Below are 24941 nucleotides of genomic sequence, written 5' to 3'. Positions count from 1 at the left end.
CCGGGAGGGGACGCGGGCGTGAACCGAGGGGCTCTCACACCCGTAACACTTACCGGAGGTAGTGCGTTACTAGCAGGTAGACAAGACGTGAGGTCCACTCGGGTGACCTGAGACACGAGAGTTTGTCATGTGAGGAGCACATGTCACCCTCGGAGGTCACGGAGTGTTCCCCAAGCACCCGAAAGGGTGAACACCAACCGAAGGTACCAAGAGTATGTCAGCTCGCACCCAGCCACGCCGCGGCAGCGCCCGCCGCGTGCTCCTGCCCCTCGGCGCGCTCCTCGGCGTGGTCGCCGCCGCCGGCGTCACCGTGGTCGCGCTGCGGGCCGCGGGCGGACCGGAGTGCGACGGCACCCTACCGCTCAAGGTCGTCGTCACCCCGGCGGTCGAGGAGGTAGTGCGGGGGGCCGCCGACGACTACCAGGCCACCCAGCCCGTGGTCGACGGCAAGTGCGTGCAGGTCCAGGTCGAGGCGCGCGGCGCCGCGGACGTGTCCAAGGAGCTGCCCACCGCCCAGATCAACCCGCCCGCCCTGTGGGTGCCGGACTCGTCCATGTGGGCGGCCGAGACCCAGCGCCAGGCCGGCGACGAGGGCGCGGACGCGCCGCGGCTCGACATCTCCGACCCGCTGGCCTCCTCGCCGCTGCTCATCGCGGGCTCGACGCGGGCGATGACGGACCTCGGCTGGCCCATCGCCCCGGTGAGCTGGGCCAAGGTCGTGGACCCGAAGGTCAGCGTCACGCTGAGCGACCCGACCACGTCCACCGAGGGCCTGGCCACGCTCGCCGTCATCCGCGCGCAGCTCGGCAACCCGGACGGCACGCCGAAGCCCGAGCTGATCGGCGCGCTGCTGCGGGTGGGCCGCGCGGCGCTGCCGTCGGTGCGGGACGCGTTCGGCAAGGTCGTGCAGGGCGCCGACGACGCGCCGGTGTTCACCGCCTCCGAGCAGTCGGTGCTGGCCGCGAACCGGGCCGCCGGGTCGCGGCGGGTCGTCGCCTCCTACCCCGAGGAGGGCACGGTCTCGTTCGACTACCCCGTGGTGCGGGTCAGCCGGTCGGGCGAGCAGCCGGGCACCGCGGAGGCCGCCGAGGACTTCGAGCGGGCGCTGCGCACCGACCACACCGGTCGGCGGTTCGCCGAGGCGGGCTTCCGCACGCCCGACGGCAAGGCGCCCGGTGGCTGGTCCAACGAGGAGCACGGGGTGCGCGGCGACGACGTGGCCCTCCTCGGGACGCCGTCCCCCGAGCAGGTCTCCGAGCTGCTGGGCACGTGGGGCGCGGTCAGCCTGGACACCCGGCTGCTGGCCGTGCTCGACGTGTCCGGCTCGATGGCCGAGAAGATGAGCGACGGCTCCACCCGCATCGAGGCGGCCCGCGAGGCCGCGCTCACCGCGCTGGGCATGCTGCCGGACACCTCGGAGATCGGCCTGTGGGCGTTCTCCACGGACAAGAAGCCGCCGAACGACTGGATCGAGCTGGTGCCGATCGGCCCACTGGGCGAGCCGATCGGGGGCGCGCCGCGGCGCGTGCAGCTCCAGAAGGGCGCGGGCGGCCTGCCCGGGCTGGTGGGCGGCGGCACGTCGCTGAACGAGACGGCGCTGGCCGCGTTCCGGCACGTGCAGCGGGGCTACGACCCGTCGAAGATCAATTCGGTGACGCTGATCACCGACGGCAGCAACGACGACATCTCCAGCATCGACCTGCCCGCCCTGCTCGCCACGCTGAAGGCCGAGGTCGACCCGGCCCGCCCGGTGCCGATGATCATGGTGGGGCTGGGCAAGGACGCCGACATGGACGCGCTGCGGCGGATCGCCGACGCCACCGGCGGCAAGGCGTACCAGGCCATGGAGCCGCAGGACATCCGCGGCGTGCTGCTGGACGGCATCTCGCAGCGCCGCTGCCGGCCGAACTGCTGAGTCGGGCAGGTGGGGGCGTTCCCGCCGGCGGGAACGCCCCTCCGCCGTCCTCAGTCGGAGTAGACCTTGGGGTCCAGGGCCCCGATGTAGGGCAGGTCGCGGTAGCGCTCGGCGTAGTCCAGGCCGTAGCCGACCACGAACTCGTTGGGGATCTCGAAGCCGACGTACTTCACCGGCACCTCGACCTTGACCGCGTCGGGCTTGCGCAGCAGCGTGCACACCTCCAGCGACCGCGGCTTGCGCGACGCCAGGTTCTTGAGCAGCCACGACAGCGTCAGGCCGGAGTCGATGATGTCCTCGACGATGAGCACGTCCCGGTCCGCGATGTCCCGGTCGAGGTCCTTGAGGATGCGCACCACGCCGGAGGACGAGGTCGACGAGCCGTAGGAGCTCACCGCCATGAACTCCAGCTGCACCGGCACCGGCAACGCCCTGGCCAGGTCGGTCATGAACATCACCGCGCCCTTGAGCACGGTGATCAGGACCAGGTCGTTCCCGCCGTCGGCCGGGTAGTCAGCCGCGACCTTGTTGGCCAGCTCGGTGACCTTGTCGCTGATCTCCTGCTCGGTGATGAGCACGGAACTGATGTCGCCGTCGTACACGGACGGTTCCCCTTTTGTCATGACTGCACTGGTTCCACTCGCAGCCTGCCATGCGCGCGGCGTGCCACAAAGCCGCCGGGCAACCAGACGCCGCCCTGACCACGCCAGTCGCTCACCAGGGCGTCCACTCTGCGCAGGTGCGAGTCGGACAACTCGGGCACGTCCGCCAGGAGCAGCCACCGCCGCAGCACGCGCCGCCGCAGGGCCGTCGGCAGGTGCTCGACCTCGGCCACCTCGCAGCAGTCGCCGTCGAACGCCTCGGCCAGCTCGTCCAGCGCGTCGTTGTCCTCCCGCAGGTGGGCGGCGGTGCGGGCGAGCGCGTCGGCGACCCCGCCGTTGAGGACGTCCTCCAGCAGCGGCAGCACCTCGTGGCGCAGGCGGACCCTGGTGAAGCGCGGGTCGTCGTTGTGCGGGTCCCGCCACGGCGTGAGACCCAGCTCCGCGCACGCGGCGGCCGTGGTGGCGCGCGACACGCCGAGCAGCGGCCGGCCCCACGGCGGGTCGTGCGGCCGCATGCCCGCGATGCTGCGCGGACCCGAACCCCGGCCGAGGCCCAGCAGCACCGTCTCGGCCTGGTCGTCACGGGTGTGGCCGAGCAGCACCAGGCCGCGCCCGGGCCTCAGGGCGGCGTAGCGGGCCCGGCGGGCGGCGGCCTCAGGACCACCCGACCCGGTGACCTCGACCGTGCGGACCTCGGTCTCCAGACCGAGCTCGCGACACGTCCGCGCGGCCCGTTCGGCGACCTCGGCCGACCCGTCCTGGAGCCGGTGGTCCACGACGACCGCGCGCGCCGGGGTCAGCTTCGCCGTGACGGCGGCCAGCGCGAGCGAGTCCGCGCCGCCGCTGACCGCCACGGCGACCTCCTCGGGCCGGTGCTCGGCGAGGAACCGGCGGACGGCGGTGCGGACCTCGGCGAGCGGCCCGTTCCCGCTCACGGCCGGACGCGGCGCAGCCAGGCGGCCGGGTCGGCGATCTCGGCGCGGGTCGGCAGCGTCTCCGGGCCGGTCCACACCGTGTTGAACCGCTCCATGCCGACGGCGTGGACGACGTGCCCGGTGAACGCGGCACCCTCGGCGTACTGGCGGACCTTCGCCTCCACGCCGAGCAGCGTGCGCAGGACGCGGTCGAGCAGGCCGCCGCCCTTGCGGCGGGCGGTGAAGCGCTCGCGGATCGTCAGCACCGACGGCACGACGTCCGGACCCACGGCGTCCATCACGTGGTCGGCGTGGCCCTCCAGCAGCGTGGACAGGGCGATGAGCCGGTCGAGCACCTCGCGCTGGCCGGGCGCCTGGAGCAGGTCGATGATGCCGTCCGCCTCGCGCAGCCGCTTCGGCAGGTCGCGCAGCCGCGACGAGCCGCCCTCGTCCATGCCGGCCAGCAGCTCGGCGACCTGGGCGGAGAAGTGCCCGGCGAGCCAGGGGACGGCGGTGAACTGGAGGCGGTGCGTGCCCTCGTGCAGGCACACCCACATGCTGAAGTCCTCGCCCGGCACGTCCAGGGCGCGCTGCGCGCCGACGATGTTCGGCGCCACCAGCAGCAGCCTGCCGCCATCGGAGAACGGGTCGTACTGGCCGAGCACCCGGCCGCTGAGGAACGCCACGACGACGCCCGCCTGCACGCCCGCGGTGCCCGCCAGGAGGCCGCCGAACGCGCCGGACTGCTTGGGCAGCGCACCCTCGGTCAGCGCGGCGAGCCCCTGCACGGCGGCGCGCACCCAACCCGGCCGGTCCACGACCTCGCCCGCCCTGAGCGGCAGCCCGTGACCGAGGCCGGTCAGCTCCCGGACGTGCACCTCGGCGTCCACGGCCAGCTCGCGCAACCGGCCGACCGCGACGTCCGCCTCTGCTCTGGGCACCACCGGGCCGGGCCGCACGAGCCTGGTGGCGGTCGTGACGGCCAGGTCCCAATCGACCGGTGCACTGCGGTCCTGCTGCGTCGCCGGGTTCACCCCTTCGACGCTACCTGCGCGACCGACCCCACGACATCCCCACGAGTCGTACGTCCAAGCCCCGCGAGTCGTACGTTCAGGCCTCGCGAGTCGTACGTCCAGGCCGCGCGAGTTCTACGTTCAGGTCGCGCGAGTTCCACGTTCAGGCCCCCTGACGATCAGGCACGGTCCTGAACGTGGAACTCATGGGGCCTGAACGTACGACTCGCGCGACCTGAACGTACGACTCGCGAGGCCTGGGCGTTGGACTCTCGGGACCTGGGACGTCCGGTCAGCAGCCGCAGGCGCGCAGGGCGGCGACCATCTCGTCCAGGGCGCCGCGCACGGCGTCGCCGCTCTGCGTGCTCTGGGACATGAACGCGAACACCACCAGCCGGCCGTCCGCGTCGACCACCACGCCGGCCAGCGAGTGCACCCCGCTCAACGTGCCCGTCTTGCCCCGCGCCCACCCCTTCGCGGACGCGCCGGCCTCCTGGAAGCGGCTCGCCAGGGTGCCGCTGCCGCCCGCGACCGGCAGGGCCGTGAGCAGCGGTCGGAGCTTGGCCGTGCGCTCGTCGGACGCGTCGGGCTTGGCCGCCGCGGTGAGGATGTCGGCGAGCAGCTCCGCGGGCAGCTTGTTGTTCGGCGACAGGCCGCTGCCGTCCACGAACACCGCCGTGGCCAGGTCGAACCCGTGCTGCGTCAGCACGTCCCGCACGGCCTGCGCGCCACCCGCGAACGACGGCTCCGCGCCCCGCGCGATGGCGATCTCCCGCGCCATCGTCTCGGCCAGCACGTTGTCCGAGTTCTGCATCAGGTTCTCGACCAGCCGGTCCACCGGCGCGGACTTCACCTCGCCCAGCACCTCGGCCCCGGCCGCCGCCGTGCCCGGCGCGACGGGGGCGGTCACGCCCAGCCGCTGGGCCAGCGCGGACGCCGCGTCGGCGGCGGGCGTGGACGTGCGCCGCGTGTCGAGGAGCTTCGGGTTGCCGCGACCGCCGTCGAGCATCACCGGCTGGATCGGCGACACGTACCCGTCCGGCACGTCGCCGGGTGCCCAGCCGGGCGCGAGGCCCTCACCGGTGTACCGCGACGCGTCGAACAGCACCTGCGTGACGGGACCGGTCGCCTTGACCTGCGCGACCAGCTCGTCCAGCGTCGGCGCGCCGGGGTACACGGTGGTGTCGCCGACGGGCAGCGAGGAGAGCGTCGGGTCGCCGCCGCCGACCAGCACGACGGTGCCCGGCTGCGCCCCCCGCACCACCTTGGTCGAGAACTGCGCGGTGTGGTCGAGCGAGAGCAGCGCGGCGGCCGAGACCAGCACCTTGGTGGTGGACGCGGGCGTGGCCGGGGTCTTCTCGCCCTGGTTCCACAGCGCCTGCCCGGTGCCCGGGTCCACCACGACCCCCGTCAGGGGGGCCAGCAGCGGGTTGGCCGCCGGTCCGGTCAACGCGGCCTCCACCCCGGCCGCGGTGGGCGCGGCGCCGTCCGCGCCGATGCCCTTGACGGACAGCGCCACGGGGGCGGGCGGCGGCGCGGCGGCGGTCGTCGCGGCGGGCGTGCGGTCGAACCAGCCCCGCTGCGCGCCGACGACGGCGGTGCCGGCCAGCGCCGGCACGAGCAGCGCGGCGAGCGCGAGCGCGTACAGCCGCTTGCGCCGCTTGGCGGGCGGCGCGGCAGGCGACGCCCCTTCACTTTCCGTGATCGGTTCAGGAACCGGTTCAGGTTCCGACTTGATCTCGGTCGGCCGCTCGCGCGGGGGGCGCGGCGTCGGTGCGGCGGGCCTCGGCGGAACCGCCGCGGGCGGTGGCGGCACGGGCGCCGGGATGCGCATGGTCGGCGGGTCGGGACGCCTGACCTGCACCGTCGGCGGCTCGCGCGGCACCTCGTCGCCGTCGACGGTCGGCCACGATGGCTCGTCGGGCACGCAATCCTCCGCAGTCGAGTACGGGCAACGTCACACCAGGGGCAAAGGGTTGACGAGACGTCGTAGTCCACACTAGTGGCGTAACGAACGGCGAAGACGAGCGAGGACCGCGCAGTGGAGTTCGACGTCACCATCGAGATCCCCAAGGGGGTCCGCAACAAGTACGAGATGGATCACAAGACGGGGCGCATCCGACTGGACCGCACCCTGTTCACGGCCACTCAGTACCCGGCGGACTACGGGTTCGTCGACGACACGCTGGGCGAGGACGGCGACCCGCTCGACGCGCTGGTCCTGGTCCAGGAGCCGACGTTCCCGGGCTGCCTCATCCGCTCCCGCGCCATCGGCATGTTCCGGATGACCGACGAGAAGGGCGGCGACGACAAGCTGCTCTGCGTCCCGGCGGAGGACCCGCGCTCGGAGCACCTGCGCGACATCCACCACCTGAGCGAGTTCTACCGGCTGGAGATCCAGCACTTCTTCGAGGTCTACAAGGACCTGGAGCCGGGCAAGAGCGTCGAGGGCGCCACCTGGGTCGGCCGCACCGAGGCCGAGGCGGAGATCGTCCGCTCCTACCAGCGCCTGAAGGACGCGGTCGCCCGCGGCGAAGATCACTGAAAAGCGTGAACGGCGAGAGGCCCACCCCCGCAGGGGTGGGCCTCTTCATTTTCACCCGATCGGTGACCGCGATCAGTGCGCCGTGGTCAGTGCATCGCGATGGACGCGGGCCGTTCGGCGTCCTCGGCGGCCGCCGCGTCCTCGCCGTCCTTGACCCGCTCCAGGCCGGACCGGTTCGACAGCGGGAGCTCGCGCAGGAACCAGATGATCGCGAAGCCGACCAGCGTCACGCACGAGCCGACCAGGAACACCAGGTCGATGGAGCCGGAGAAGCCGTCCAGGAACGGCCGCGCCAGCGCCGGGTCGAGGGTCGACAGGAACTCGGTGTTGTCCAGGTCGAAGCCCTGGCCGCTCTGCAGCGCGCCCGCGAACGCCTGGTTCTCGGGCCGCGCCAGCGCCGCCTGGAAGTCGGGCCGGGTGAACGCCGCGCGCAGCGCGTCGCCGATCCTGTCGCCGACCGTGCTGAACAGGATGGACAGGAACACCGCGGTGCCGACCGTGCCGCCGATCTGCCGGAAGAACGTGGCCGAGGCGGTCGCCACGCCCATGTCGCGCGGCTCGGCGTCGTTCTGGATCGCCACCAGCAGGGTCTGCATGCTCAGGCCGACGCCGATGCCCAGGAAGAACATCAGGACCAGCGGCGCGTACAGCGGCGTGTCGGTGCCGACGAAGCCGAACGCGAACAGCGCCGCGGTCATCACGCCGAACCCGACGACCGGGAAGACCTTGTAGCGGCCGGTCCTCGCGGTGATGCTGCCGCTCGTGCCCGCCGCCGTCATGATGCCGAGCGTCATCGGCAGCATCATCAGGCCGGACTCGGTGGCCGAGTACCCCTTCACGATCTGGAGGTACAGCGGCAGCGACACCATGCCGCCGAACATGCCGAGGCCGAGCAGGAAGTTGACCGCGTTGCCCAGCGAGAACGTCCGGCGCCTGAACAGGCGCAGCGGCAGCAGCGCCTCGTCGCCCATGCGCTTCTCGGCCCACACGAACCCGGCCAGGCCGAGGACGCCGACGGCGCACAGCGCGAGGGTGGCGGGCGAGGCCCAGCCCCACTCGCGGCCCTGCTCGGCCACGATCAGCAGCGGCACCAGGCCGACGGTGAGCAGGCCCGCGCCGAGGAAGTCGATCCGGTGGTTCACCCGCTTGTGCGGGATGTTCAGCACCTTCGCCACGACGGCCAGCGCGATCAGCGCGACCGGCACGTTGACCAGGAACACCCAGCGCCAGCCGGCCGTGCCGAGGAAGGACTCCATGCCGGCGAACAGGCCGCCGACGACCGGGCCCGCGACGCTGGAGACACCGAACACGGCCATGAAGTAGCCGGCGTAGCGGCTGCGCTCGCGCGGTGAGGTGATGTCCGCGAGGATCGCCATGGCCAGCGACATCAGACCGCCGGCGCCGAGGCCCTGCACCGCGCGGAACGCGGCCAGCTCGTACATCGTGTCCGCGATGCCGCACAGCAGCGAGCCGACCAGGAACAGCGAGATCGCGGTCAGGTACATCGGCTTGCGGCCGTAGATGTCGGACAGCTTGCCGTACAGCGGCGTGGAGATCGTCGCGGTGATCAGGTAGGCGGTGGTCGCCCACGCCTGGAGGGTCTGGCCGTGCAGCTCGTCCGCGATGGTCTTCATGGCCGTGGCCACGATCATCTGGTCGAGCGCGGCCAGGAACATGCCCAGCAGGAGGCCCGACAGGATCGTCAGGATCTGCCGGTGGGTGAGCAGGGCGGCGCCGGGTGGCGGCGCGTCCGCTCGGGTCGTCGTTTCCGACATCAGGTCACTTCTCCCCTTCTGAGCGCGGCCCCAGTCCGCTCTCAGCGATGAAATGCGGCAGCGCCTTCTCGTAGTCCCCCACGAAGCGCTCGAAGTACTCGATGAACCGGAGCCGGTCCTGCGGCTCCCAGTCCGCGAAGAGCCGGACGAGCGCCTGGTTGCGCTGCCGCCGGCGTTCGTCCAGCAGGTGTCCGCCCGCGTCGGTCACGGCCAGCACGCTGGCGCGGCCGTCCTCGGGGTCCGCGCGGCGCTCGACCAGTCCCTCCTTGACCAGCGTCGCCACCTGGCGGCTGACCGTGGACGGATCGGAGAAGACCGCTTCGGCGAGGGCGCTCGACCGCGCGGGCCCGAGCCGGCTCAGCGTCGCGAGCAGGACGAACGACGCCTTGTCCATGCCCGACTTGCTCATGTGCGACGAGACGCAGGCGTGCATCCTGTTCATGCGCACCAGCGCCGTGCCCAGCCGATCGGCCACGACCAGGTCGTCCTCGACCGACACTTCGCCCCCGACTGGCACGACCATGGCACACTCCGTTTGCTTGCACCAACCAACTAGTTGCTGAGTACAAGCATGGACCCTGGGGCGGCGTTGTCGCAAACGGAATACCGGTGACCGGCGTCTCAGGGGTTACCCGCGAGTAAGGTGACCCGCGTGAGCGCTGACCACTCGTTCGTCGCCGACGCGATGAAGCAGGCCGTGCCGTGGGTCAAGACCTCGGGCGTGGAGTTCCCGGAGGTCGCCGGCGACCGCGTGGTCGCCGAACTGCCCGACCGCGAGGAGCTGCGCAACCACGTCGGCGGCCCGCACGCCGCGATGATGTTCGGCGTCGCGGAGACCGCCTCGGGCGCGGTCGTCATGGCCGCGTTCGCGGAGCACCTGGCCAAGGCCACGCCGCTGGTCGTGCGGTCGGAGATCGCCTACCGGAAGCTCGCGCTGGGCGTGCTGCGCGCCGAGGCCGTCCTGGGCCGCCCCGCGGCGGACGTGGTGGCCGAGTTGGAGTCGGGCACCCGGCCGGAGTTCCCGGTGGACGTGACCATCACCGACGCCGAGGGCGTCACGACCGGCGAGATGACCGTCGTCTGGACGTTGCGCCCCAACCGGTGACCGGCCCGTCACCTCGTGTGACACGGGTCGGGCTGTGGGGCGCGCCGTGCTCGGGCGCGGACGTGGTCGCACCCGCACCGGCCCCCGTGCCGCCGCGGGCTCCCGCGCCCGTGCCGCCGGCGCCCGAGCCCGCCCCGCAGCCGGCGCCCCGGCCCGACCCGCCCGCGAACGCCGCCCACTACGCGAACTGCGCCGCGGCCAGGGCGGCCGGAGCCGCCCCCCTGTACGCCGGGCAGCCGGGCTACCGGTCCGCGCTGGACCGCGACGGCGACGGCGTGGCCTGCGAGTAGCCGTGCCACGGGTGACGCGCCGGCGTCCGAGGGCCGGCGCGATCCCGCGGGTCCCCCCGCCGACTAGCGTGCGCGGCATGAAGGTCGACCGCCTGGTGATCGAACCCGACCCGCGCACGGTCCTGGACGCCGCGCGGGAGACCGCGGCGGCCGGTTGCGACGGGTTCTGGGTCGCCGAGACCAAGCACGACCCGTTCGTCGCGCTGTCCCGCGTCGCGGGGACCGTCGACCTGGACCTGGGCACCGCCATCGCGGTGGCGTTCGCCCGCAACCCGATGACGGTGGCCGTGCAGGCCAACGACCTCCAACTGCTCTCGGGCGGGCGCTTCCAGCTGGGCCTGGGCTCCCAGGTCGAACCGCACGTGACCAAGCGGTTCGGCATGCCGTGGTCGCACCCGGCGGCGCGGATGCGCGAGTTCGTGCTGGCGGTCCGCGCGATCTGGCACAGCTGGGCCACCGGCGAGCGCCTGCGGTTCCGGGGCGAGTTCTACGCGCACACGCTCATGACCCCGTTCTTCGACCCCGGACCCAACCCGCACGGCGCGCCGCCGGTCTGGCTGGCGGGCGTCGGCGCGCTGATGACCGAGGTGGCGGGCGAGGTGGCCGACGGCTTCCTGTGCCACGACTTCACCACCGAGCGGTACCTGCGCGAGGTGACCCTCCCCGCCCTGAGCCGGGGCCGGGCACGCGCCGGCAAGCCGCTCGCGGGCCTCGGGATCAGCGGTCCGTCGCTGGTGGCGTGCACCGACGAGGACGTGGCGGCGGTGCGGCGGCGGATCGCGTTCTACGGCTCGACCCCGTCGTACCGCAAGGTCCTCGACCTGCACGGCTGGGGCGACCTGCACGAGGAGCTGCACCGCCTGTCCCGCCGCTCCCGCTGGGACGACATGGCCGGCCTGGTGACCGACGAGGTGCTGCACGCCTTCGCCGTCGTCGGCACGCCGGCCGAGGCCCGCGCCGAGCTGACCCGCCGCTACGGCGACGTGGTCACCCGCGTGGCCGCACCGGTCCTCAGGGCCGGATGAGGTGACGTCCGCTGGGCTCGTCCAGCGTCCAGTGCCGGAACAGCCCGGTACGCCGCCGGACGGAACACCGCACCCAGCGACGTCGCCCCACCCGCGCCGCGAGCACCACGAGCGGCAGCGCGAGAACCGTCATCAGGACCATCGCACCCATCGGCATCACCTCCACGGTGGCAACGACACCCTCACCCACAGCTGACGCCGATGGTGGAAACGTCACCCTGATGGAGCAGTATCAGAGCACTGATGACGAAGAAGGCCCCGGACCGGGGTCCGGGGCCTCCTGATCTCGCGAGCCGCCTGTCGGAATCGAACCGACGACCTGCTCATTACGAGTGAGCCGCTCTGGCCGACTGAGCTAAGGCGGCGAGACGCGACAACTATAGCCCACGCCGGCACCGTCACCTGACCGGGGGTCGGGTCGTTGAACGCGTCGTGACGCCGCCCACAGGGCGTCGCGCGATGCCGCCGCCACCACCGGGAGGTACGACCACATGCGCCTGACGGCCCTGCCCGCCGCCGCCATCCTGGTCGCGCTCGCCGCCTCCCCCGCGTCCGCGCAGCCGACGACCACCCCCGTGCCGGGCCCGAACGACCCCGGTCAGCCCCCCGCGTCCGCCGGGCCGGAGCTCACGACCCACGCGGTCGGCGACGCGGGCACCGGGTTGGCCGTGGTGCGGCTCGCGCCCGAGTCGGCGCCGGCCGGCTCGATCCTGCCCGGCTTCGGCGAGCAGCTGCCCAGGCAGTCGGCGGCGGAGATCGGGGTGGGGCTGGCCGGCGCCCAGGTCAACAGCGAGGCGTTCCTGAGCTACGAGCGGTCGGTGGCACAGGCGTCGCCGCTGGGCTTCGCCGTGCAGGGCCGGGCGCCGCAGACGCCGGGCACGCTCGTGCAGACCGCGTCGCCGGACAACGCCGAGCCGGTCGCGGGAGGTCTCACGCCGCCCGCCACGCCGCTGGACGCGCTGCTCGGGGTGGGCCTCCTCGACGGCTCGGCGCACGCCCGCTGGGACGACGAGCTCGGTCCGTGCGTGAGCCCCCTGGCGGACGCCCGGACCTCGGTGGCGAGCCTCAGCGTGCTCAACGCCATCCCGACGCTGCCCGGCGCCACCGACCTGACCGGCATGCTCACCCAGGACACGCCGAAGCTCGACGCCGCCGCGAAGCAGTCGCTGATCGACGCCGTCAAGGGCCTGGCCGGGCCGCTCAGCCGGCTCGGCGGCCTGCTCTCCGGCACGCCCGACACGGGCGCCACCGGGTCGCTGCTGAGCCTCCCGGAGACGATGAGCGCCCGCTCCACCGTCGAGGTCGTGGACCTCCCCGGCAGCGCCAACAAGGCCGTGAAGTCCACGTCCACGCTCCAGGTCGCGAGCCTGCGGCTGCTCGAGGGCACCCCCGCCGAGATCCGGGTCGACGTGGTGAGCCCGCCCGTGCTGACCGCCCTGTCCACCGGTGACGAGGCCACCTCGAGGGTCGAGTACACCGCGCCCGTGCTCCGGGTCGGCCAGGGCGGCCGGGAGCTGGGCACGATCGACGCGGCCAACCCGAAGCTCGACGTGCCGATCAGCGTCGCCGGCGGGCAGCGGCTCCCCTTGGTCGGCGGCCTGACGGACGCGCTGCCCAGGCTCGACATCGGCGTCCTGCGGCTCCAGGTCGGCCAGCTCAACCAGAAGGGGCAGGCCGTCGACGGCCCGCTCCAGCAGGGCGGCCCCGTGGTGAAGGGGTTCATGCTCGGGGCGACCGCGCGCCTGCTCGACCTCCAGCTGCTCCCGACCGACGCGCTCGGGCTGCCGAACCTGCCTTCGGCGCTGGCGCAGGTGTCCCTGGGTGAGCAGATCGTGCGCGCGGCCGCCCCGGCCGGCGGCGTGGTGTGCGCCGCGCCGCCCGCCCGGCCCGGTGGCGGCGCCCAGGCCGGACCGGCGCCGGGCACGCCGCAACTGGCCTACACGAGCGCGGCGTACAAGACGGTACCGATCTTCTGGACCGGTACCGCCCTGCTGATGCTCGGCGTCGTCCTGGTGGCCGCGCTGCCGAACGGGCGGCGCGGGAAGGCGCGCGGCGGTTCCGGCAGGACTTGGAGCAGCCCTTTGTAACGGACCCGGCACCAGCCGAGAAGCACACCGTCGGGGGATTCCGCCACGCCCGGAGGCATCCGATGACCACGCCCGACCTGACGCTGGTCTCGACCGACGGCCCCGAGCCGCTCCAGGCGATCCACGCCACCGCGTTCCAGACCGCCTGGGACGAGCTGACCGCAGCGGGCTGGGCCGTCGCGGGCAGCGCGTACCGCGAGGACGGGACCGACTCGGACGTCACGTTCGAGTACGACCTGCGCACCGACGCGGGCGGCGACCTGTCCATGCTGTTCTCGATCGACCACCGCGGCGCGCACACCGTGTCGCTGCGGTTCGCCGTCCCGGAACGGGTGCGGCTGTCCGAGGGGTCGGTCGCCACCCTGCACCGGGCGACGGCCGCCGTGACCGCCGCGGTCCGCTCGGCGGGCCTGCCCGTCAGCCCCGCTGGAGGTGCGTGAGCATCGCCTCCACGGCGATCCTCGGCTTCACGTTGCGCTCCAGCGCGGTGCGGCAGCCCAGCACTGCCTCCAGCCGGCGCAGGGTGGACTCCGGCGTCCACGACGACGCGGCCGTGCGCACGTCACCGGCCCGGTCCGGGTGGTTGAGCGTCGCCGCCGCGCCCGTCGCGGTGACCAGCACGTCCCGGTAGAACGCGGCCAGGTCGACCAACGCCTGGTCCAGCGAGTCGCGCTGCGTGCGGGTGGCCCGCGACTTCTGGCGCTTCTCCAGGTCCTTCAGCGCGCCCTTGGCCCCCCGGGTGGCCGCCGCGGTGCCCTTGCCGGTGCCACCCGCGCCCATCGCCGTCTCCAGCGCCTCCCGCTCGGCCACGTCGCGGCCCTCGGTCGCGGTCAGCGCGTCACCCTCGGCGGCCGACACGAGCTGGTCGGCGCAGGTGAAGACGTCCGCCGGGCGCTTCAGCGCCAGCGGGATGCGCAGCACCGACTCGCGCCGCTCCCGCGCGGTCCCCTCGGTCGCCAGCCGCCGCGCCCGCCCCACGTTCCCGCCGCACACCGACGCGGCCCACGACGCCACGTCCGGCGCGACGCCCTCGTCCTCCAGCGCCGACGCGATGGCCGCCGGCCGGGGCGTGCCCAGGGACACGACGCGGCACCGGGACCGGATGGTCACCGACACGTCGTCCGGGTGGCCAGACGGGGCGCACAGCAGGAACACCGTGCGCGCCGGCGGCTCCTCCACGGCCTTGAGCAGCGCGTTCGCCGCGCCCTCGGTCAACCGGTCGGCATCGGCGATGATCACCACCTGCCAGCGCCCGGTCGTGGGCCGCCGCGCGGACACCTGCACCAGCGCCCGCATGTCGCCCACCGAGATCGACAGGCCCTCGGGGGCGACCACCCGCACGTCGGAGTGCGTCCCGGCCAGCGCGGTGTGGCACCCGGCGCACGTGCCGCAGCCCGGCCGGTCGTCGGTGGTCGTGCACTGGAGCGCCGCCGCGAACGCCCGCGCGGCGACCGACCGGCCCGACCCGGGCGGGCCGGTGAACAGCCAGGCGTGCGTCATCGCGCCCGGCGCGGGCGTGCCGCCCGCCACGATCGAGGCAGCGGCCTCCGCGGCCGCCGACAGCACGGCGACCGCCTCGGGCTGACCGACGACACCCGCCCAAGCACCACCACGGTTCACGGCGCCGACCGTACCGAGCCGCTACGACGTTTCCGCCACCGGCCGCGACACCGTCCCGGCCCGCCTCGACAGCAGGGGCAGCAGCGCCGACGACACCCGCTCGGCCACCTCGTCCTCGGTGCCGTCGCCGTCGACCACCAGGTACCGCTCGGGATCGGCGGACGCCATCTCGGTCAGCAGCCGCTGCACCCGCCAGTGGTGCTCGACGGTCTCCAGCGCCCCGCCCGACGCGCGGCCCTCGGCGGGCGTGCGGTCCAGCAGCACCGTCACGTCCGGCCGCAGCCGCCCGGTGGCCCAGTCGACCAGGCCCTCGATCTCCCGGGGCTCGACGCTGCCGGCCGCGCTGAAGTGCGCCAACGGGCTGTCCACGTACCGCTCCATGACGACGATCGCGCCCTCGTCCAGCGCCGGTCGCACCTCGCGCTCGACCACGTCCGCGCGCACCGCGGCGGCGACCAGGGCGTGCGCCCGCACCCCGGCGAGGTCGGCCGTGGTCAGCAGGTTGCGCAGCCGCTGCTCGTCCAGGTCGGGGTCGGAGGCCAGCAGCACCTGCCGCCCGTCCTCCCGCAGCGCGTCGGCCAACCGCCGCGCCTGCGCCGCCGTGTCCTGCCGCGTGTAGCCCTCGACGGCGATCAGCACGCCGCCCTTGCGCCGCCCGCGCCCCCGCAGCGCCGCCATCAGGTCGGACAGGATCGGCTCGGAGCGCCGGTCGTCCATCTGCCGGTAGGCGATCAGCCCGAGCAGGGCGGCCAGCAGGCCGGCGCCGAACATCACCGGCCGCGTCCCGTCCACCTGCATCGGGTGGTCGAAGACCGTGACCGTGCGCGTCTTCACCAGCGTGACCAGCAGCGGGGCCGCCGCGGAGGACGCGAACAGCACCACCTTGAGCAGCGTCTGCACCAGCGCCACGACCCGGCCGCGCATCGCGTCCTCGACCCGCGAGCCGATGATCGTCAGGCCGGTCAGGAACGCCATGCCCGCCGACGCGCCCACGAACGCCACCGCGATCAGCGCGACCCACAGGTGCGGCGCGAAGGCGACCAGCACCAGGCTCAGGCCGGCGACCACGATCGTGACGCCGAACAGCCGTTCGTAGGACAGCCGGCGCGCCATCCGGGGCGCCGTCGCCATGCCGACCGCGAGGCCCGCGAACACGGCCACGAACAGCAGGCCGAACGTCGAGTCGCCGCCGAGCAGCGAGTTCGAGTACGTCTTGGCCGTGCCGATCACCGCGCCGGCCGCCGCGAACGCGCCGATCATGCCGACGACCAGGCCGCGGACCAGCGGCGTGCGGCCGGCGTACTTCATGCCGTCGCTCATCATGGCGAAGAACCCGGGTGCCTCGCCCTGCTCGCGCCGCCGCCTGTTGGCGGTCGCGATGCGGCCCGACAGCTCGGGGATGCGGGTCGCCACCAGGATGGCCGAGGTCACGTACAGCGCGCCGTTGACCATGACCGCGATGGTCGCGATCCGGAAGTCCAGGTCGGTGCTCTGGAGGTGCAGGTAGCCGGGGATGCCGGAGATGATCGAGTACAGGCCCGCGCCGGAGATCACCGAGATGCCGTAGGTCATCACCAGGCCGAGCTGGTTGGCCGTCTCCACCTGGTCGGGCCTGCGCAGCAGGTTCGGCACAGCCGAGTCCTTGGCGGGGATCCAGAGCATCGCGCAGCAGCCGACGAGGAAGTTCGCGACGAACAGCCACCACGCCGTGCCGACCAGCGCGATCGAGATGAACAGCCCGCCGCGGAGCAGGTCGCACACCATCATGATCTTGCGCCGGTCGAACCGGTCCGCCAGGACGCCGCCCAGGGGGGCGAACAGGATGCCCGGGAGCAGCTGCGTCAGCACCACCAGGCTCAGCGAGAAGTTCTGCCACTGGTAGCTGTCCATCAGCTTCGTGACCAGGCCGGTCAACGCCAGCAATGACAGCCAGTCACCGACGCTGCACAGGTAGGTGACACCCCAGAGCCTGCGGAACGGCCGGATCGCCAACACGCTGCGAATCCGGTGGCTGGTCGAAGCAGCTGTGCCGCCTTCTCGGATGGTGCTCACCCCCGCCGTTGTTGCAGGCCATCAGGTTAGCCGGGGCAGTTCACCCGGATGACCCCCTCCACCATTCGGGTGACCGAAGCGAGATCATCGGAACAGGTCGACCACGGCGTCGATGATCGCACGCACCACCGGGAACAGCAGCGCGCCGAGCCCACCGAGCACGACCAGGAACGCGACCAGCCCGCCCCGGCCCTTCTCCCCCGCGCCCACCCGGGCCCGCCCCGGCGGCGCGTGCACCACGGGCGCCCGCCCGCCGGTGGCCGGGGCCCGCCGCGCCCGCCGCACGACCGGGGCCGCCACCACGGCCGACGGTCGCACCACCCCGGGGGGCACCACCGCAGGAGGCACCACCGGGGGTGGCACCACGACCGGCGTCACGGCCTCCGGCCGGAGCACCGCCTCACCGGTCACCAACCCCGCCAGGGGGTCGGTGAACAGGCGCGGGGGCGGCGGCTCCCCCGTCCCGTCGGGTCCGAACTCGACGCCGTCCACCGCCACCCCCCACCAGGGCTCCGTCAGCCCTTCGCCTTCGCCGGTGCCTTCTTCGCGGGCGCCTTCCTGGCCGGGGCCTTCTTCGCGGGCGCCTTCTTCTTCGGCGCGGGCCCCTTGGCCCGCTTCTCGGCCAGCAGCTCGGAGGCCCGCTCGTCGGACAGGCCCTCGACGCTGTCGGACTTGCGCAGCGACGCGTTGGTCTCGCCGTCCGTCACGTACGGGCCGAACCGGCCCTCCTTGACCACCATCGGCTTGCCGGACACCGGGTCCTCGCCCAGCTCCTTCAGCGGCGGCGCGGCGGCGGCCCGACCCCGCTTCTTCGGCTCCGCGTAGATCTTCAGCGCCTCGTCCAGGGTCACCGTGAACAGCTGGTCCTCGCCGGTCAGCGACCGCGAGTCGGTGCCCTTCTTCAGGTACGGGCCGTAGCGGCCGTTCTGCGCGGTGATCTCGGCGCCGGTCTCCGGGTCCTTGCCGACCACCCTCGGCAGCGACAGCAGCCGGAGCGCGTCGTCCAGCGTCACCGAGTCCAGGGACATGGACTTGAACAGCGAGCCCGTCCTCGGCTTGACCGCCTTCTTGCCGTCCGGCGGCTCCGGCAGCACCTCGGTCACGTACGGCCCGAAGCGGCCCTCCTTGGCCACGATCTCGTGCCCGCTGACCGGGTCGACCCCGAGCGAGCGACCCTCCTGCGGGGTGGAGAACAGCTTCTCCGCGACCTCCCGGTCCAGCTCGTCCGGCGGCAGGTCGTCGGGCAGGTTCGCCCGCTGCGCGGTGACCTCGCCGTCGGGACCGCCGACCTCGCGCTCCAGGTACGGCCCGTACCGGCCGACCCGGACCACCACGGTCCGCCCCTCGTCGTCGGCGAACAGCGGGATCGAGTTGACCTCGCGGGCGTCGATCTCCTCGACGCTCGACCCGACCAGCTTCTTCAGCCCACCGGACCGCCCCACGGACGACTCCGGCCCCACGTTCCCGCCGAAGTAGAACCCGGACAACCAGGTCGTGCGCTCCTGCCGGCCGGCGGCGATGCCGTCCAGCTCGTCCTCCAGCGCGGCCGTGAAGTCGTAGTCGACCAGCCGGCCGAAGTGCTGCTCCAGCAGCCCGACCACGGCGAACGCCACCCACGAGGGCACGAGCGCCGAGCCCTTCTTCCACACGTAACCGCGGTCCTGCACGGTGCTGATGATCGAGGCGTACGTCGAGGGCCGCCCGATCCCCAGCTCCTCCATCGTCTTGATCAGCGACGCCTCGGTGAAGCGCGGCGGGGGCGACGTCGAGTGCCCGTCCGCCGACAGCTCGGCCGCCTGCACGACCTGGTCCTTGACCAGCTGCGGGAGGCGCGACTCGGCGTCGTCGGACTCGCCGCCCGCCTCCGAGTCCACCGTCTCCACGTACGCCTTGAGGAAGCCCGCGAACGTGATCGTCCGGCCCGACGAGGCGAACGTGACGGCCTCGCCCCCGGCGGTCCGGCCGGTGATCCGCACGGACGTCGTGTTGCCCCGCGCGTCGGCCATCTGCGAGGCGATGGTCCGCTGCCAGATCAGCTCGTAGAGCTTGAACTCGTCGGACTCCAGCTCCCGGGCGACCTGCCCCGGCGTGCGGAACACCTCACCGGCGGGGCGGATGGCCTCGTGCGCCTCCTGCGCGTTCTTGACCTTGCGGGTGTACTGCCGGGGCGCGCTCGCCACGTACTGCGACCCGTACAGCTCCGTCGCCTGGGCCCGCGCCGCCGAGATGGCGGTCTCCGACAGCGTCGTGCTGTCGGTGCGCATGTAGGTGATGTAGCCGTTCTCGTAGAGCTTCTGCGCCGTGCGCATGGTCCGGTCGGCCGAGAAGCGCAGCTTGCGCCCGGCCTCCTGCTGGAGGGTCGAGGTCATGAACGGCGCGTACGGCTTGCGCGTGTACGGCTTCTCCTCGACCGAGGACACCGTCATCGACGCGTTGACCAGGCCGTTCGCGATGGTCCGCGCCTGCGCCTCGTCGAGCACCCGCACCTCGGACCCGGCCTTCAGCCGACCGTCCGAGCCGAAGTCGCGACCGACCGCCAGCCGCACCCCGTCCACCGCGACCAGCCGCGACGCGAACGTCCGCGGCGAGGCGTCGGCCCCCGCGTCCATCGTCGCCGACACGTCCCAGTACGACGCGGTCACGAACTTCATCCGCTCGCGCTCCCGCTCGACCACGATCCGGGTCGCCACGGACTGCACGCGGCCCGCCGAGAGCTTCGGCATGACCTTCTTCCACAGGACCGGGCTGACCTCGTAGCCGTACAGCCGGTCGAGGATGCGGCGCGTCTCCTGCGCGTCGACCAGGTCCTGGTCCAGGTCGCGCGGGTTGGCGGCCGCGGCCAGGATGGCGGGCTCGGTGATCTCGTGGAACACCATCCGCCGGACGGGGACCTTGGGCTTCAGGGTGTCCAGCAGGTGCCAGGCGATGGCCTCGCCCTCGCGGTCGCCGTCCGTCGCCAGGTACAGCTCGTCGACGCCCTTGAGCAGCTCCTTCAGCTCCGCGACGGTCGACCTCTTGTCCGGCGTGACCACGTAGAGCGGCTCGAAGTCGTGGTCCACGTCCACGCCCAGCCGCGCCCACGGCTGCCCCTTGTACTTGGCGGGCACGTCCGCGGCGCCCCGGGGGAGGTCCCGGATGTGCCCCTTGGACGACTCCACGACGAAGCCGTTGCCGAGGTAGGACGCGATCTTGCGCGCCTTGGCGGGCGACTCGACGATCACCAACCGCCGATTGCCGCTCGCCGCTCCCCCGCTTGCCTTCTTCGCCCGTGTCGATCCAGCCACGCCGTCCCGCTCTCTTCGAACACTGTGTCCCGACCCGCCAGTGTGCACTGTCCTTTGTCGCCGCCGGGGCAGCCCTGGTCCGGACAGGGTGACACAACTGTGCCTGATCATCCGCCAGGAGGAGGCGCTACGCAGCCGGCCAAGTGCGCTCGGCGACCCCGTGCGGCGCACGTCCGACCAGCTCCGCGAGCCGTTCGAGCCGCCGGCGACCGACGACGCGCAAAGCCGGTCCCCCCGCTTTCTCCGCCAAGAGTGTCGAGGGCAGGCCCGACGTGGCCAACGCTTTTCGCAACACCTCGTGCGTGTCGGGCGCCGCCGGGTCCAGGCCCAGGAAGTACCCCGACTCGATCCACCGGCCGGACGCGAGCGCCCACAACCGCAGCACCCCGCCGTCCAGCGCGAACCCGTCCGGCACCGCCTTGCACCCGTCGACGAGCCACTGACCCGCCAACCCGGTCAGGTCGGTCCGAAAAGCGGTGGTGACCTGCAACGACTCCTCGACGAGCTCGACCCGGGCCTGCACCCCGCGCTCCCCCAGCGCGGCCTCCACGGCGGCCGCGCGGGCCCGGTTGTCCACCCCGACCGACACCCGGGCCGCCCGACCGCGCGCGAACCCCAGCACCTGGCCGGGCCCGCACAGCAGGCCGGCCAGGTCACCGACGCAAGGCTGCCTGGCCTCGGCCGAGAAGAAGGACAGTTGCCCCACGGCCCAGCAGCGTAGAACACACGTTCGACCTCGGCCAGTCGCCGAACGACTGAACCGATGCCCCCGTCGGGAACGCCGACGACAACAGCGCCGGCAGTTCACCCGATTGCCGGCGCTGTTGTTCAACCGAATGGCGCAGGACGCCGTCAGCCGCCCAGCGACGCCATCTTCTCCTGGAGGGCCACGCACTGGGGCGCCTTCGTGAACGCCTCACCCAGCTGCGGGTCGTCCTGCAACTTCTTGATCTGCTCCTGGAGCTTGGACGGGTCGGCCTGGTCCCCGCCCAGCTGCTCCAGCTTCGTGGCGAACTCCGGGTCGGCCGGGTCCAGCGCGGCCAGGTCGGTGCTGACCTCGGTGAGCGTCTCCCCCGACTCGGTGAAGAACTTCACCAGCTCGTCGTGCAGGGCCTGGGCCTCCGCCGTGGGCGCGCCGAGGTCCTCCAGCTCCTCGCCCGCCCGGGTCAACGCCGGGGCGGCCTTGGAGCTGTAGTCGAGCAGCGCGGCCTTCTGCACGGCCGGGTCGTCGGCGCCGCCCTCGAACATGGTCTTGAGCAGGGACATCACACCGTCGATCGTCGGCCCGATGCCCTCGCAGAACGTCCCCGTCCACTCGACCGGGTCGGCCGAGGCCGCCGGCGCCGACGAGGTGGTCGACGTGGCGGACCCTGTCGTGGACCCCGCCGTGCCACTCCCGGACCCACCACCGCACGCAGCGCTCACGAGCACAGCGGCGAAAACGCCCGCGAGCGCGACACGATGCTTCACAATCCCCCCAAAAGAATCGGCAAGAGACCGAGCAACCTACTACGTGGTGGGTACCGCCGAACCCGTGGGAGTCAACCTCCGCAGCCCCTGGCACGCGCCCGCCTTCTCCGCCGCCGCCGTCAGCTCGGGCGACGCGTCCAACGCCTTCAGGGGCTCCACGAACGCGTCCAGGCGCGCGATGGCGTCACCGGCGGCCTGCAACCCGCCCGTCTGGTCGTTCGCGTCCGCCGCGTCCAGCGCGGCCTTGGCGTCGGAGAAGTTCCTGGCGATGTCGGTGAACGTCGTCGCCATGGCCCCGACCTGCTCGTCCCCACCGGCCACCGGCGACGGCCCGACCTCCCGCAGCCTGGTCGCGGTCTGGTCGTAGGCGTCGGCCATCTGCCCCATGTAGGCGGCCATCTCGGCCTTGAGCACGGCCGGGTCGCCCGCGTCGAGCCGCGGCGGCGTCTTGGTCGCCGTCACGAACGTGGACGCCGCGGTGCACACCTTGTCCATGTAGGCGACCGCCGGGTTGTCCCGGGCGTCGGCCGACGAGGGCGCGGGCGCTCCCGGACCACCGCCGGACGAACACCCTGCGGCCAACACCGCAACCGCGACCAGCACAGACAGCCTCATCGAGTGGCTCCCAACATCTCGGTCATCGCACCCAGTGTGCCCCCGACCGGACCAATGGGCACGAACAGGAGCGGGGCGCCCCGGAGGACGCCCCGCTCTTCCGGCCCTCGGCGCTACGCGGCGCCGTTGGCCACCGAAGCACCTTCGGAGGAGACCGACGTGGGCCCGGCGGGCGGCTCGTCCGAGATGGCGGTACCCCGCCGCTTCGACACCACCACGGCCACCACGATCACCAGGGCGGCCACGATCGCGATCGCGTACCGCACCCCGGGCGACGCGTCCGCGCCCACCGAGAACGTGACGATCGCCGGCGCGATCAGCACCGAGACCAGGTTCATGACCTTGATCAGCGGGTTGATGGCCGGACCGGCGGTGTCCTTGAACGGGTCGCCGACGGTGTCGCCGATGACCGTCGCCGCGTGCGCGTCCGACCCCTTGCCGCCGTGGTTGCCGTCCTCGACGAGCTTCTTCGCGTTGTCCCAGGCGCCACCGGAGTTGGCCAGGAACACCGCCATCAGCGTGCCGGTGGCGATCGCGCCGGCCAGGTACCCGGCCAGCGGCCCGACACCCAGGCCGAAGCCCACCGCGATCGGGGCCATGACCGCCAGCAGACCCGGCGTGGCCAGCTCGCGCAGCGAGTCGCGCGTGCAGATGTCCACGACGCGGCCGTACTCGGGCTTCACGGTGCCGTCCATGATCCCGGGGTTCTCCCGGAACTGCCGCCGCACCTCGAACACGATCGCGCCCGCCGCCCGCGTCACCGCGTTGACGGCCAGGCCGGAGAACATGAACACCACGGCCGCGCCGATCAGCAGGCCGACCAGCACGTTCGGCGCGAACGACACGAAGTCGGAGTCGTTGAACGAGGCTCCCACGCCCCGCAACGCCTTGTCGATCGCGTCCCGGTACGAGCCGAACAGCGCGGTCGCGGCCAGCACGGCCGTCGCGATCGCGATGCCCTTCGTGATGGCCTTCGTCGTGTTGCCCACCGCGTCCAGCTCGGTGAGGATCTGCGCGCCCTCGCCGTCGACGTCACCGGACATCTCGGCGATGCCCTGCGCGTTGTCGGAGACCGGGCCGAAGGTGTCCATGGCCACGATGACGCCGACCGTGGTCAGCAGGCCGCAGCCGGCCAGGGCCACCGCGAACAGCGCCACGATCGCCGAACCGGACAGCAGGAACGCGCCGTACACCGCGCCGCCGATGACCAGCGCCGTGTAGACGGCCGACTCGAAGCCGACCGAGATGCCGGACAGGATGACGGTCGCCGCACCGGTCAGCGAGGTCCGGCCGACCTCCTTGACCGGCTTGTGCTCGGTGCCGGTGTAGTAGCCGGTGAGCCACAGGATGACGCCGGCCAGCAGGATGCCGATGATCACGGCGATGGTGGCGATCAGCGCCGGGTTGCCGCTGGTGCTCGCGTCCGTGGACGCGCCGGCGAGGTTCAGGTTGGCGAAGGAGCTGGGCAGGTAGACGAACGCGGCCACCGTGCACAGCACGGCGGAGATGCCCGCCGAGATGTAGAACGAGCGGTTGATCGCGGACAGGCCGTTCTCGCCGGTGCGCGCGCGGGTGATGTAGACGCCCACGATCGCCGTCAGCACGCCGATCGCGGGCACGATCAGCGGGAACAGCAGGCCCTGCGTGCCGAACGCGGCCGTGCCCAGGATCAGCGACGCCACCAGCGTCACCGCGTAGGACTCGAACAGGTCCGCGGCCATGCCGGCGCAGTCGCCGACGTTGTCGCCCACGTTGTCGGCGATCGTCGCGGCGTTGCGCGGGTCGTCCTCGGGGATGCCCTGCTCGACCTTGCCGACCAGGTCGGCGCCGACGTCCGCGGCCTTGGTGAAGATGCCGCCGCCGACGCGCATGAACATGGCCAGGAGGGCGGCGCCGAAGCCGAAGCCCTCCAGCACCTTGGGCGCCTGACCGGCGTAGACCAGCACGACCAGGGCCGCGCCGAAGAGGCCGAGGCCGACGGTGAACATGCCGACCACACCGCCGGTGCGGAACGCGATCCGCATGGCCTTCTCCCGGCCACCCGCTTCCTTGGCCGCGGCGGCGACGCGCACGTTCGCGCGGGTCGACAGCCACATGCCGAGGTAGCCGATGATCGCCGAGAAGACCGCGCCGACGATGAAGAACAGCGACCTGCCGATGCGCTCGCCGAGGTCTTCGGCCGGGAGCGCGAACAGCAGCACGAACACGACGACCACGAAGATGCCGAGCGTGCGGAACTGCCGGTTGAGGTAGGCCGCCGCGCCCTCCTGGACCGCCCTGGCGATGTCCTGCATCTTGGAGGTGCCCTGGCCCGCGGCCAGCACCTCGCGAAGCAACACGTAACCGACGGCCAGGGCGGCCAGCGCGACCACGGCGACCACGGCCACGAGGCCGCGATCACCTCCGGAGAGCTCGAGGCCCTCCGCGAGGAATTGCCGGGACATCCGTCCTCCTGGTGAGTTTTCCTAACCCAACTTCGGGCACACCCCGTTATGTGAGGCGGGTCACTCACGCGACTGTCAGCCCCGACACGACGTGATGCACCCCTCATTGGATGCGATAGCGGCGGAGTCTATTCATAGCGCGCAAGGAGACAACGGCCCGCTCCGATCCGTACACACACCGTTAT

General features: G+C 72.7%; 22 protein-coding genes and 1 tRNA gene. 7 read left to right on the top strand and 16 right to left on the bottom strand.

Translation table 11 applies throughout. From position 1 onward, the window contains the following. The first annotated feature begins 214 nt into the window (after nt 1-214). A complete protein-coding gene (locus CKY47_RS05095; protein WP_306744413.1) occupies nt 215-1915 on the top strand; it encodes a substrate-binding and VWA domain-containing protein in 1701 nt (566 codons plus the stop codon). Nucleotides 1916-1965: 50 nt separating this feature from the next. On the opposite strand, the gene hpt is transcribed toward CKY47_RS05095, so the two are convergent. From hpt to dacB, 4 genes are all read right to left on the bottom strand, one after another. Further along, nucleotides 1966-2517 (bottom strand): hypoxanthine phosphoribosyltransferase, encoded by a 552-nt coding sequence (gene hpt / locus CKY47_RS05090; protein WP_306744551.1) that lies wholly within the window; start codon nt 2515-2517, stop codon nt 1966-1968. A gap of 17 nt (nt 2518-2534) precedes the next feature. Further along, nucleotides 2535-3452, bottom strand: a complete 918-nt coding sequence (gene tilS / locus CKY47_RS05085; protein WP_306744412.1) for a tRNA lysidine(34) synthetase TilS — start codon at nt 3450-3452, stop codon at nt 2535-2537. Then, a complete protein-coding gene (locus CKY47_RS05080) occupies nt 3449-4465 on the bottom strand; it encodes an Rv3626c family coenzyme F420 biosynthesis-associated protein (protein ID WP_306744411.1) in 1017 nt (338 codons plus the stop codon). Before CKY47_RS05080 ends, tilS begins: the two co-directional genes overlap by 4 nt. Before the next feature lie 271 nt (nt 4466-4736). Next, the gene (dacB, locus tag CKY47_RS05075; protein ID WP_306744410.1) at nt 4737-6371 is read right to left on the bottom strand and encodes a D-alanyl-D-alanine carboxypeptidase/D-alanyl-D-alanine endopeptidase; all 1635 of its coding nucleotides are present in this window, start codon (nt 6369-6371) and stop codon (nt 4737-4739) included. A 114-nt stretch (nt 6372-6485) separates the two neighbouring features. Here dacB and CKY47_RS05070 point away from each other — a divergent pair, with 114 nt between their 5' ends. Continuing rightward, nucleotides 6486-6989: an inorganic diphosphatase gene (locus CKY47_RS05070; protein WP_306744409.1), complete on the top strand. Its 504-nt coding sequence runs from the start codon at nt 6486-6488 to the stop codon at nt 6987-6989. An 86-nt stretch (nt 6990-7075) separates the two neighbouring features. On the opposite strand, the gene CKY47_RS05065 is transcribed toward CKY47_RS05070, so the two are convergent. Beyond that, the gene (locus tag CKY47_RS05065) at nt 7076-8764 is read right to left on the bottom strand and encodes an MDR family MFS transporter (RefSeq protein WP_306744408.1); all 1689 of its coding nucleotides are present in this window, start codon (nt 8762-8764) and stop codon (nt 7076-7078) included. A 4-nt stretch (nt 8765-8768) separates the two neighbouring features. Then, entirely contained in the window at nt 8769-9287 is a 519-nt protein-coding gene (locus CKY47_RS05060; protein WP_306744407.1) for a MarR family winged helix-turn-helix transcriptional regulator, read from the bottom strand. A 129-nt stretch (nt 9288-9416) separates the two neighbouring features. Between CKY47_RS05060 and CKY47_RS05055 the strand changes: the two genes are divergently transcribed. The 3 genes from CKY47_RS05055 (at nt 9417) to CKY47_RS05045 (ending at nt 11184) form a co-directional block, all read left to right on the top strand. After that, nucleotides 9417-9869, top strand: coding sequence for a DUF4442 domain-containing protein (locus CKY47_RS05055; protein ID WP_306744406.1), 453 nt, complete (start codon nt 9417-9419; stop codon nt 9867-9869). A gap of 17 nt (nt 9870-9886) precedes the next feature. Continuing rightward, the gene (locus CKY47_RS05050) at nt 9887-10159 is read left to right on the top strand and encodes an excalibur calcium-binding domain-containing protein (RefSeq protein ID WP_306744405.1); all 273 of its coding nucleotides are present in this window, start codon (nt 9887-9889) and stop codon (nt 10157-10159) included. 77 nt (nt 10160-10236) lie between these two features. Continuing rightward, nucleotides 10237-11184 (top strand): TIGR03617 family F420-dependent LLM class oxidoreductase, encoded by a 948-nt coding sequence (locus CKY47_RS05045; RefSeq protein WP_306744404.1) that lies wholly within the window; start codon nt 10237-10239, stop codon nt 11182-11184. Here CKY47_RS05045 and CKY47_RS05040 read toward each other — a convergent pair. Continuing rightward, on the bottom strand, nt 11171-11335 hold the full coding sequence (locus CKY47_RS05040) for a hypothetical protein (RefSeq protein WP_306744403.1): 165 nt from the start codon (nt 11333-11335) through the stop codon (nt 11171-11173). The two genes, CKY47_RS05045 and CKY47_RS05040, sit on opposite strands and share 14 nt — an antisense overlap. A 140-nt stretch (nt 11336-11475) precedes the next feature. Continuing rightward, nucleotides 11476-11549 (bottom strand) — tRNA-Thr (locus CKY47_RS05035). 126 nt (nt 11550-11675) lie between these two features. Here CKY47_RS05035 and CKY47_RS05030 point away from each other — a divergent pair. Both CKY47_RS05030 and CKY47_RS05025 read left to right on the top strand, forming a co-directional pair. After that, nucleotides 11676-13271: a hypothetical protein gene (locus CKY47_RS05030; RefSeq protein WP_306744402.1), complete on the top strand. Its 1596-nt coding sequence runs from the start codon at nt 11676-11678 to the stop codon at nt 13269-13271. A gap of 62 nt (nt 13272-13333) precedes the next feature. Next, nucleotides 13334-13711: a hypothetical protein gene (locus CKY47_RS05025; protein WP_306744401.1), complete on the top strand. Its 378-nt coding sequence runs from the start codon at nt 13334-13336 to the stop codon at nt 13709-13711. Here the strand turns inward: CKY47_RS05025 and CKY47_RS05020 are convergent. From CKY47_RS05020 to CKY47_RS04985, 8 genes are all read right to left on the bottom strand, one after another. Next, complete coding sequence (locus CKY47_RS05020; protein ID WP_306744400.1) at nt 13689-14891, bottom strand: DNA polymerase III subunit delta'; 1203 nt, start codon at nt 14889-14891, stop codon at nt 13689-13691. The two genes, CKY47_RS05025 and CKY47_RS05020, sit on opposite strands and share 23 nt — an antisense overlap. A 21-nt stretch (nt 14892-14912) precedes the next feature. Beyond that, nucleotides 14913-16943 carry a bifunctional MFS transporter/dTMP kinase gene (locus CKY47_RS05015; RefSeq protein WP_306744399.1) on the bottom strand — a complete coding sequence of 677 codons (2031 nt, stop codon included), beginning with the start codon at nt 16941-16943 and terminating at the stop codon, nt 14913-14915. 84 nt (nt 16944-17027) lie between these two features. Further along, nucleotides 17028-17435 carry a hypothetical protein gene (locus CKY47_RS05010; RefSeq protein ID WP_306744398.1) on the bottom strand — a complete coding sequence of 136 codons (408 nt, stop codon included), beginning with the start codon at nt 17433-17435 and terminating at the stop codon, nt 17028-17030. A gap of 23 nt (nt 17436-17458) precedes the next feature. After that, a complete protein-coding gene (gene topA / locus CKY47_RS05005; RefSeq protein WP_306744397.1) occupies nt 17459-20227 on the bottom strand; it encodes a type I DNA topoisomerase in 2769 nt (922 codons plus the stop codon). A 127-nt stretch (nt 20228-20354) separates the two neighbouring features. Further along, the gene (locus tag CKY47_RS05000; RefSeq protein WP_306744396.1) at nt 20355-20933 is read right to left on the bottom strand and encodes a hypothetical protein; all 579 of its coding nucleotides are present in this window, start codon (nt 20931-20933) and stop codon (nt 20355-20357) included. A 146-nt stretch (nt 20934-21079) separates the two neighbouring features. Continuing rightward, complete coding sequence (locus tag CKY47_RS04995) at nt 21080-21496, bottom strand: hypothetical protein (RefSeq protein WP_306744395.1); 417 nt, start codon at nt 21494-21496, stop codon at nt 21080-21082. Between the two features lie 240 nt (nt 21497-21736). Next, nucleotides 21737-22312, bottom strand: a complete 576-nt coding sequence (locus CKY47_RS04990; RefSeq protein WP_306744394.1) for a hypothetical protein — start codon at nt 22310-22312, stop codon at nt 21737-21739. 113 nt (nt 22313-22425) lie between these two features. Further along, on the bottom strand, nt 22426-24756 hold the full coding sequence (locus CKY47_RS04985) for a sodium-translocating pyrophosphatase (RefSeq protein WP_306744393.1): 2331 nt from the start codon (nt 24754-24756) through the stop codon (nt 22426-22428). Nucleotides 24757-24941 lie beyond the last annotated feature (185 nt).

Source organism: Saccharothrix longispora (assembly GCF_030852425.1).
Classification (GTDB): domain Bacteria; phylum Actinomycetota; class Actinomycetes; order Mycobacteriales; family Pseudonocardiaceae; genus Actinosynnema; species Actinosynnema longispora.
This window is presented reverse-complemented; position numbering and strand designations above follow the sequence as displayed.

Excerpts from the sequence above, each read along its gene's own strand:
- CKY47_RS05030 (WP_306744402.1), top strand. The coding sequence starts at position 11,676 with ATGCGCCTGACGGCCCTGCCCGCCGCCGCCATCCTGGTCGCGCTCGCC.
- CKY47_RS05045 (WP_306744404.1), top strand. The coding sequence starts at position 10,237 with ATGAAGGTCGACCGCCTGGTGATCGAACCCGACCCGCGCACGGTCCTG.
- CKY47_RS05040 (WP_306744403.1), bottom strand. The coding sequence starts at position 11,335 with ATGGGTGCGATGGTCCTGATGACGGTTCTCGCGCTGCCGCTCGTGGTG.
- CKY47_RS05060 (WP_306744407.1), bottom strand. The coding sequence starts at position 9,287 with ATGGTCGTGCCAGTCGGGGGCGAAGTGTCGGTCGAGGACGACCTGGTC.
- CKY47_RS05025 (WP_306744401.1), top strand. The coding sequence starts at position 13,334 with ATGACCACGCCCGACCTGACGCTGGTCTCGACCGACGGCCCCGAGCCG.
- CKY47_RS05065 (WP_306744408.1), bottom strand. The coding sequence starts at position 8,764 with ATGTCGGAAACGACGACCCGAGCGGACGCGCCGCCACCCGGCGCCGCC.
- CKY47_RS04985 (WP_306744393.1), bottom strand. The coding sequence starts at position 24,756 with ATGTCCCGGCAATTCCTCGCGGAGGGCCTCGAGCTCTCCGGAGGTGAT.
- CKY47_RS05095 (WP_306744413.1), top strand. The coding sequence starts at position 215 with ATGTCAGCTCGCACCCAGCCACGCCGCGGCAGCGCCCGCCGCGTGCTC.
- CKY47_RS04990 (WP_306744394.1), bottom strand. The coding sequence starts at position 22,312 with ATGAGGCTGTCTGTGCTGGTCGCGGTTGCGGTGTTGGCCGCAGGGTGT.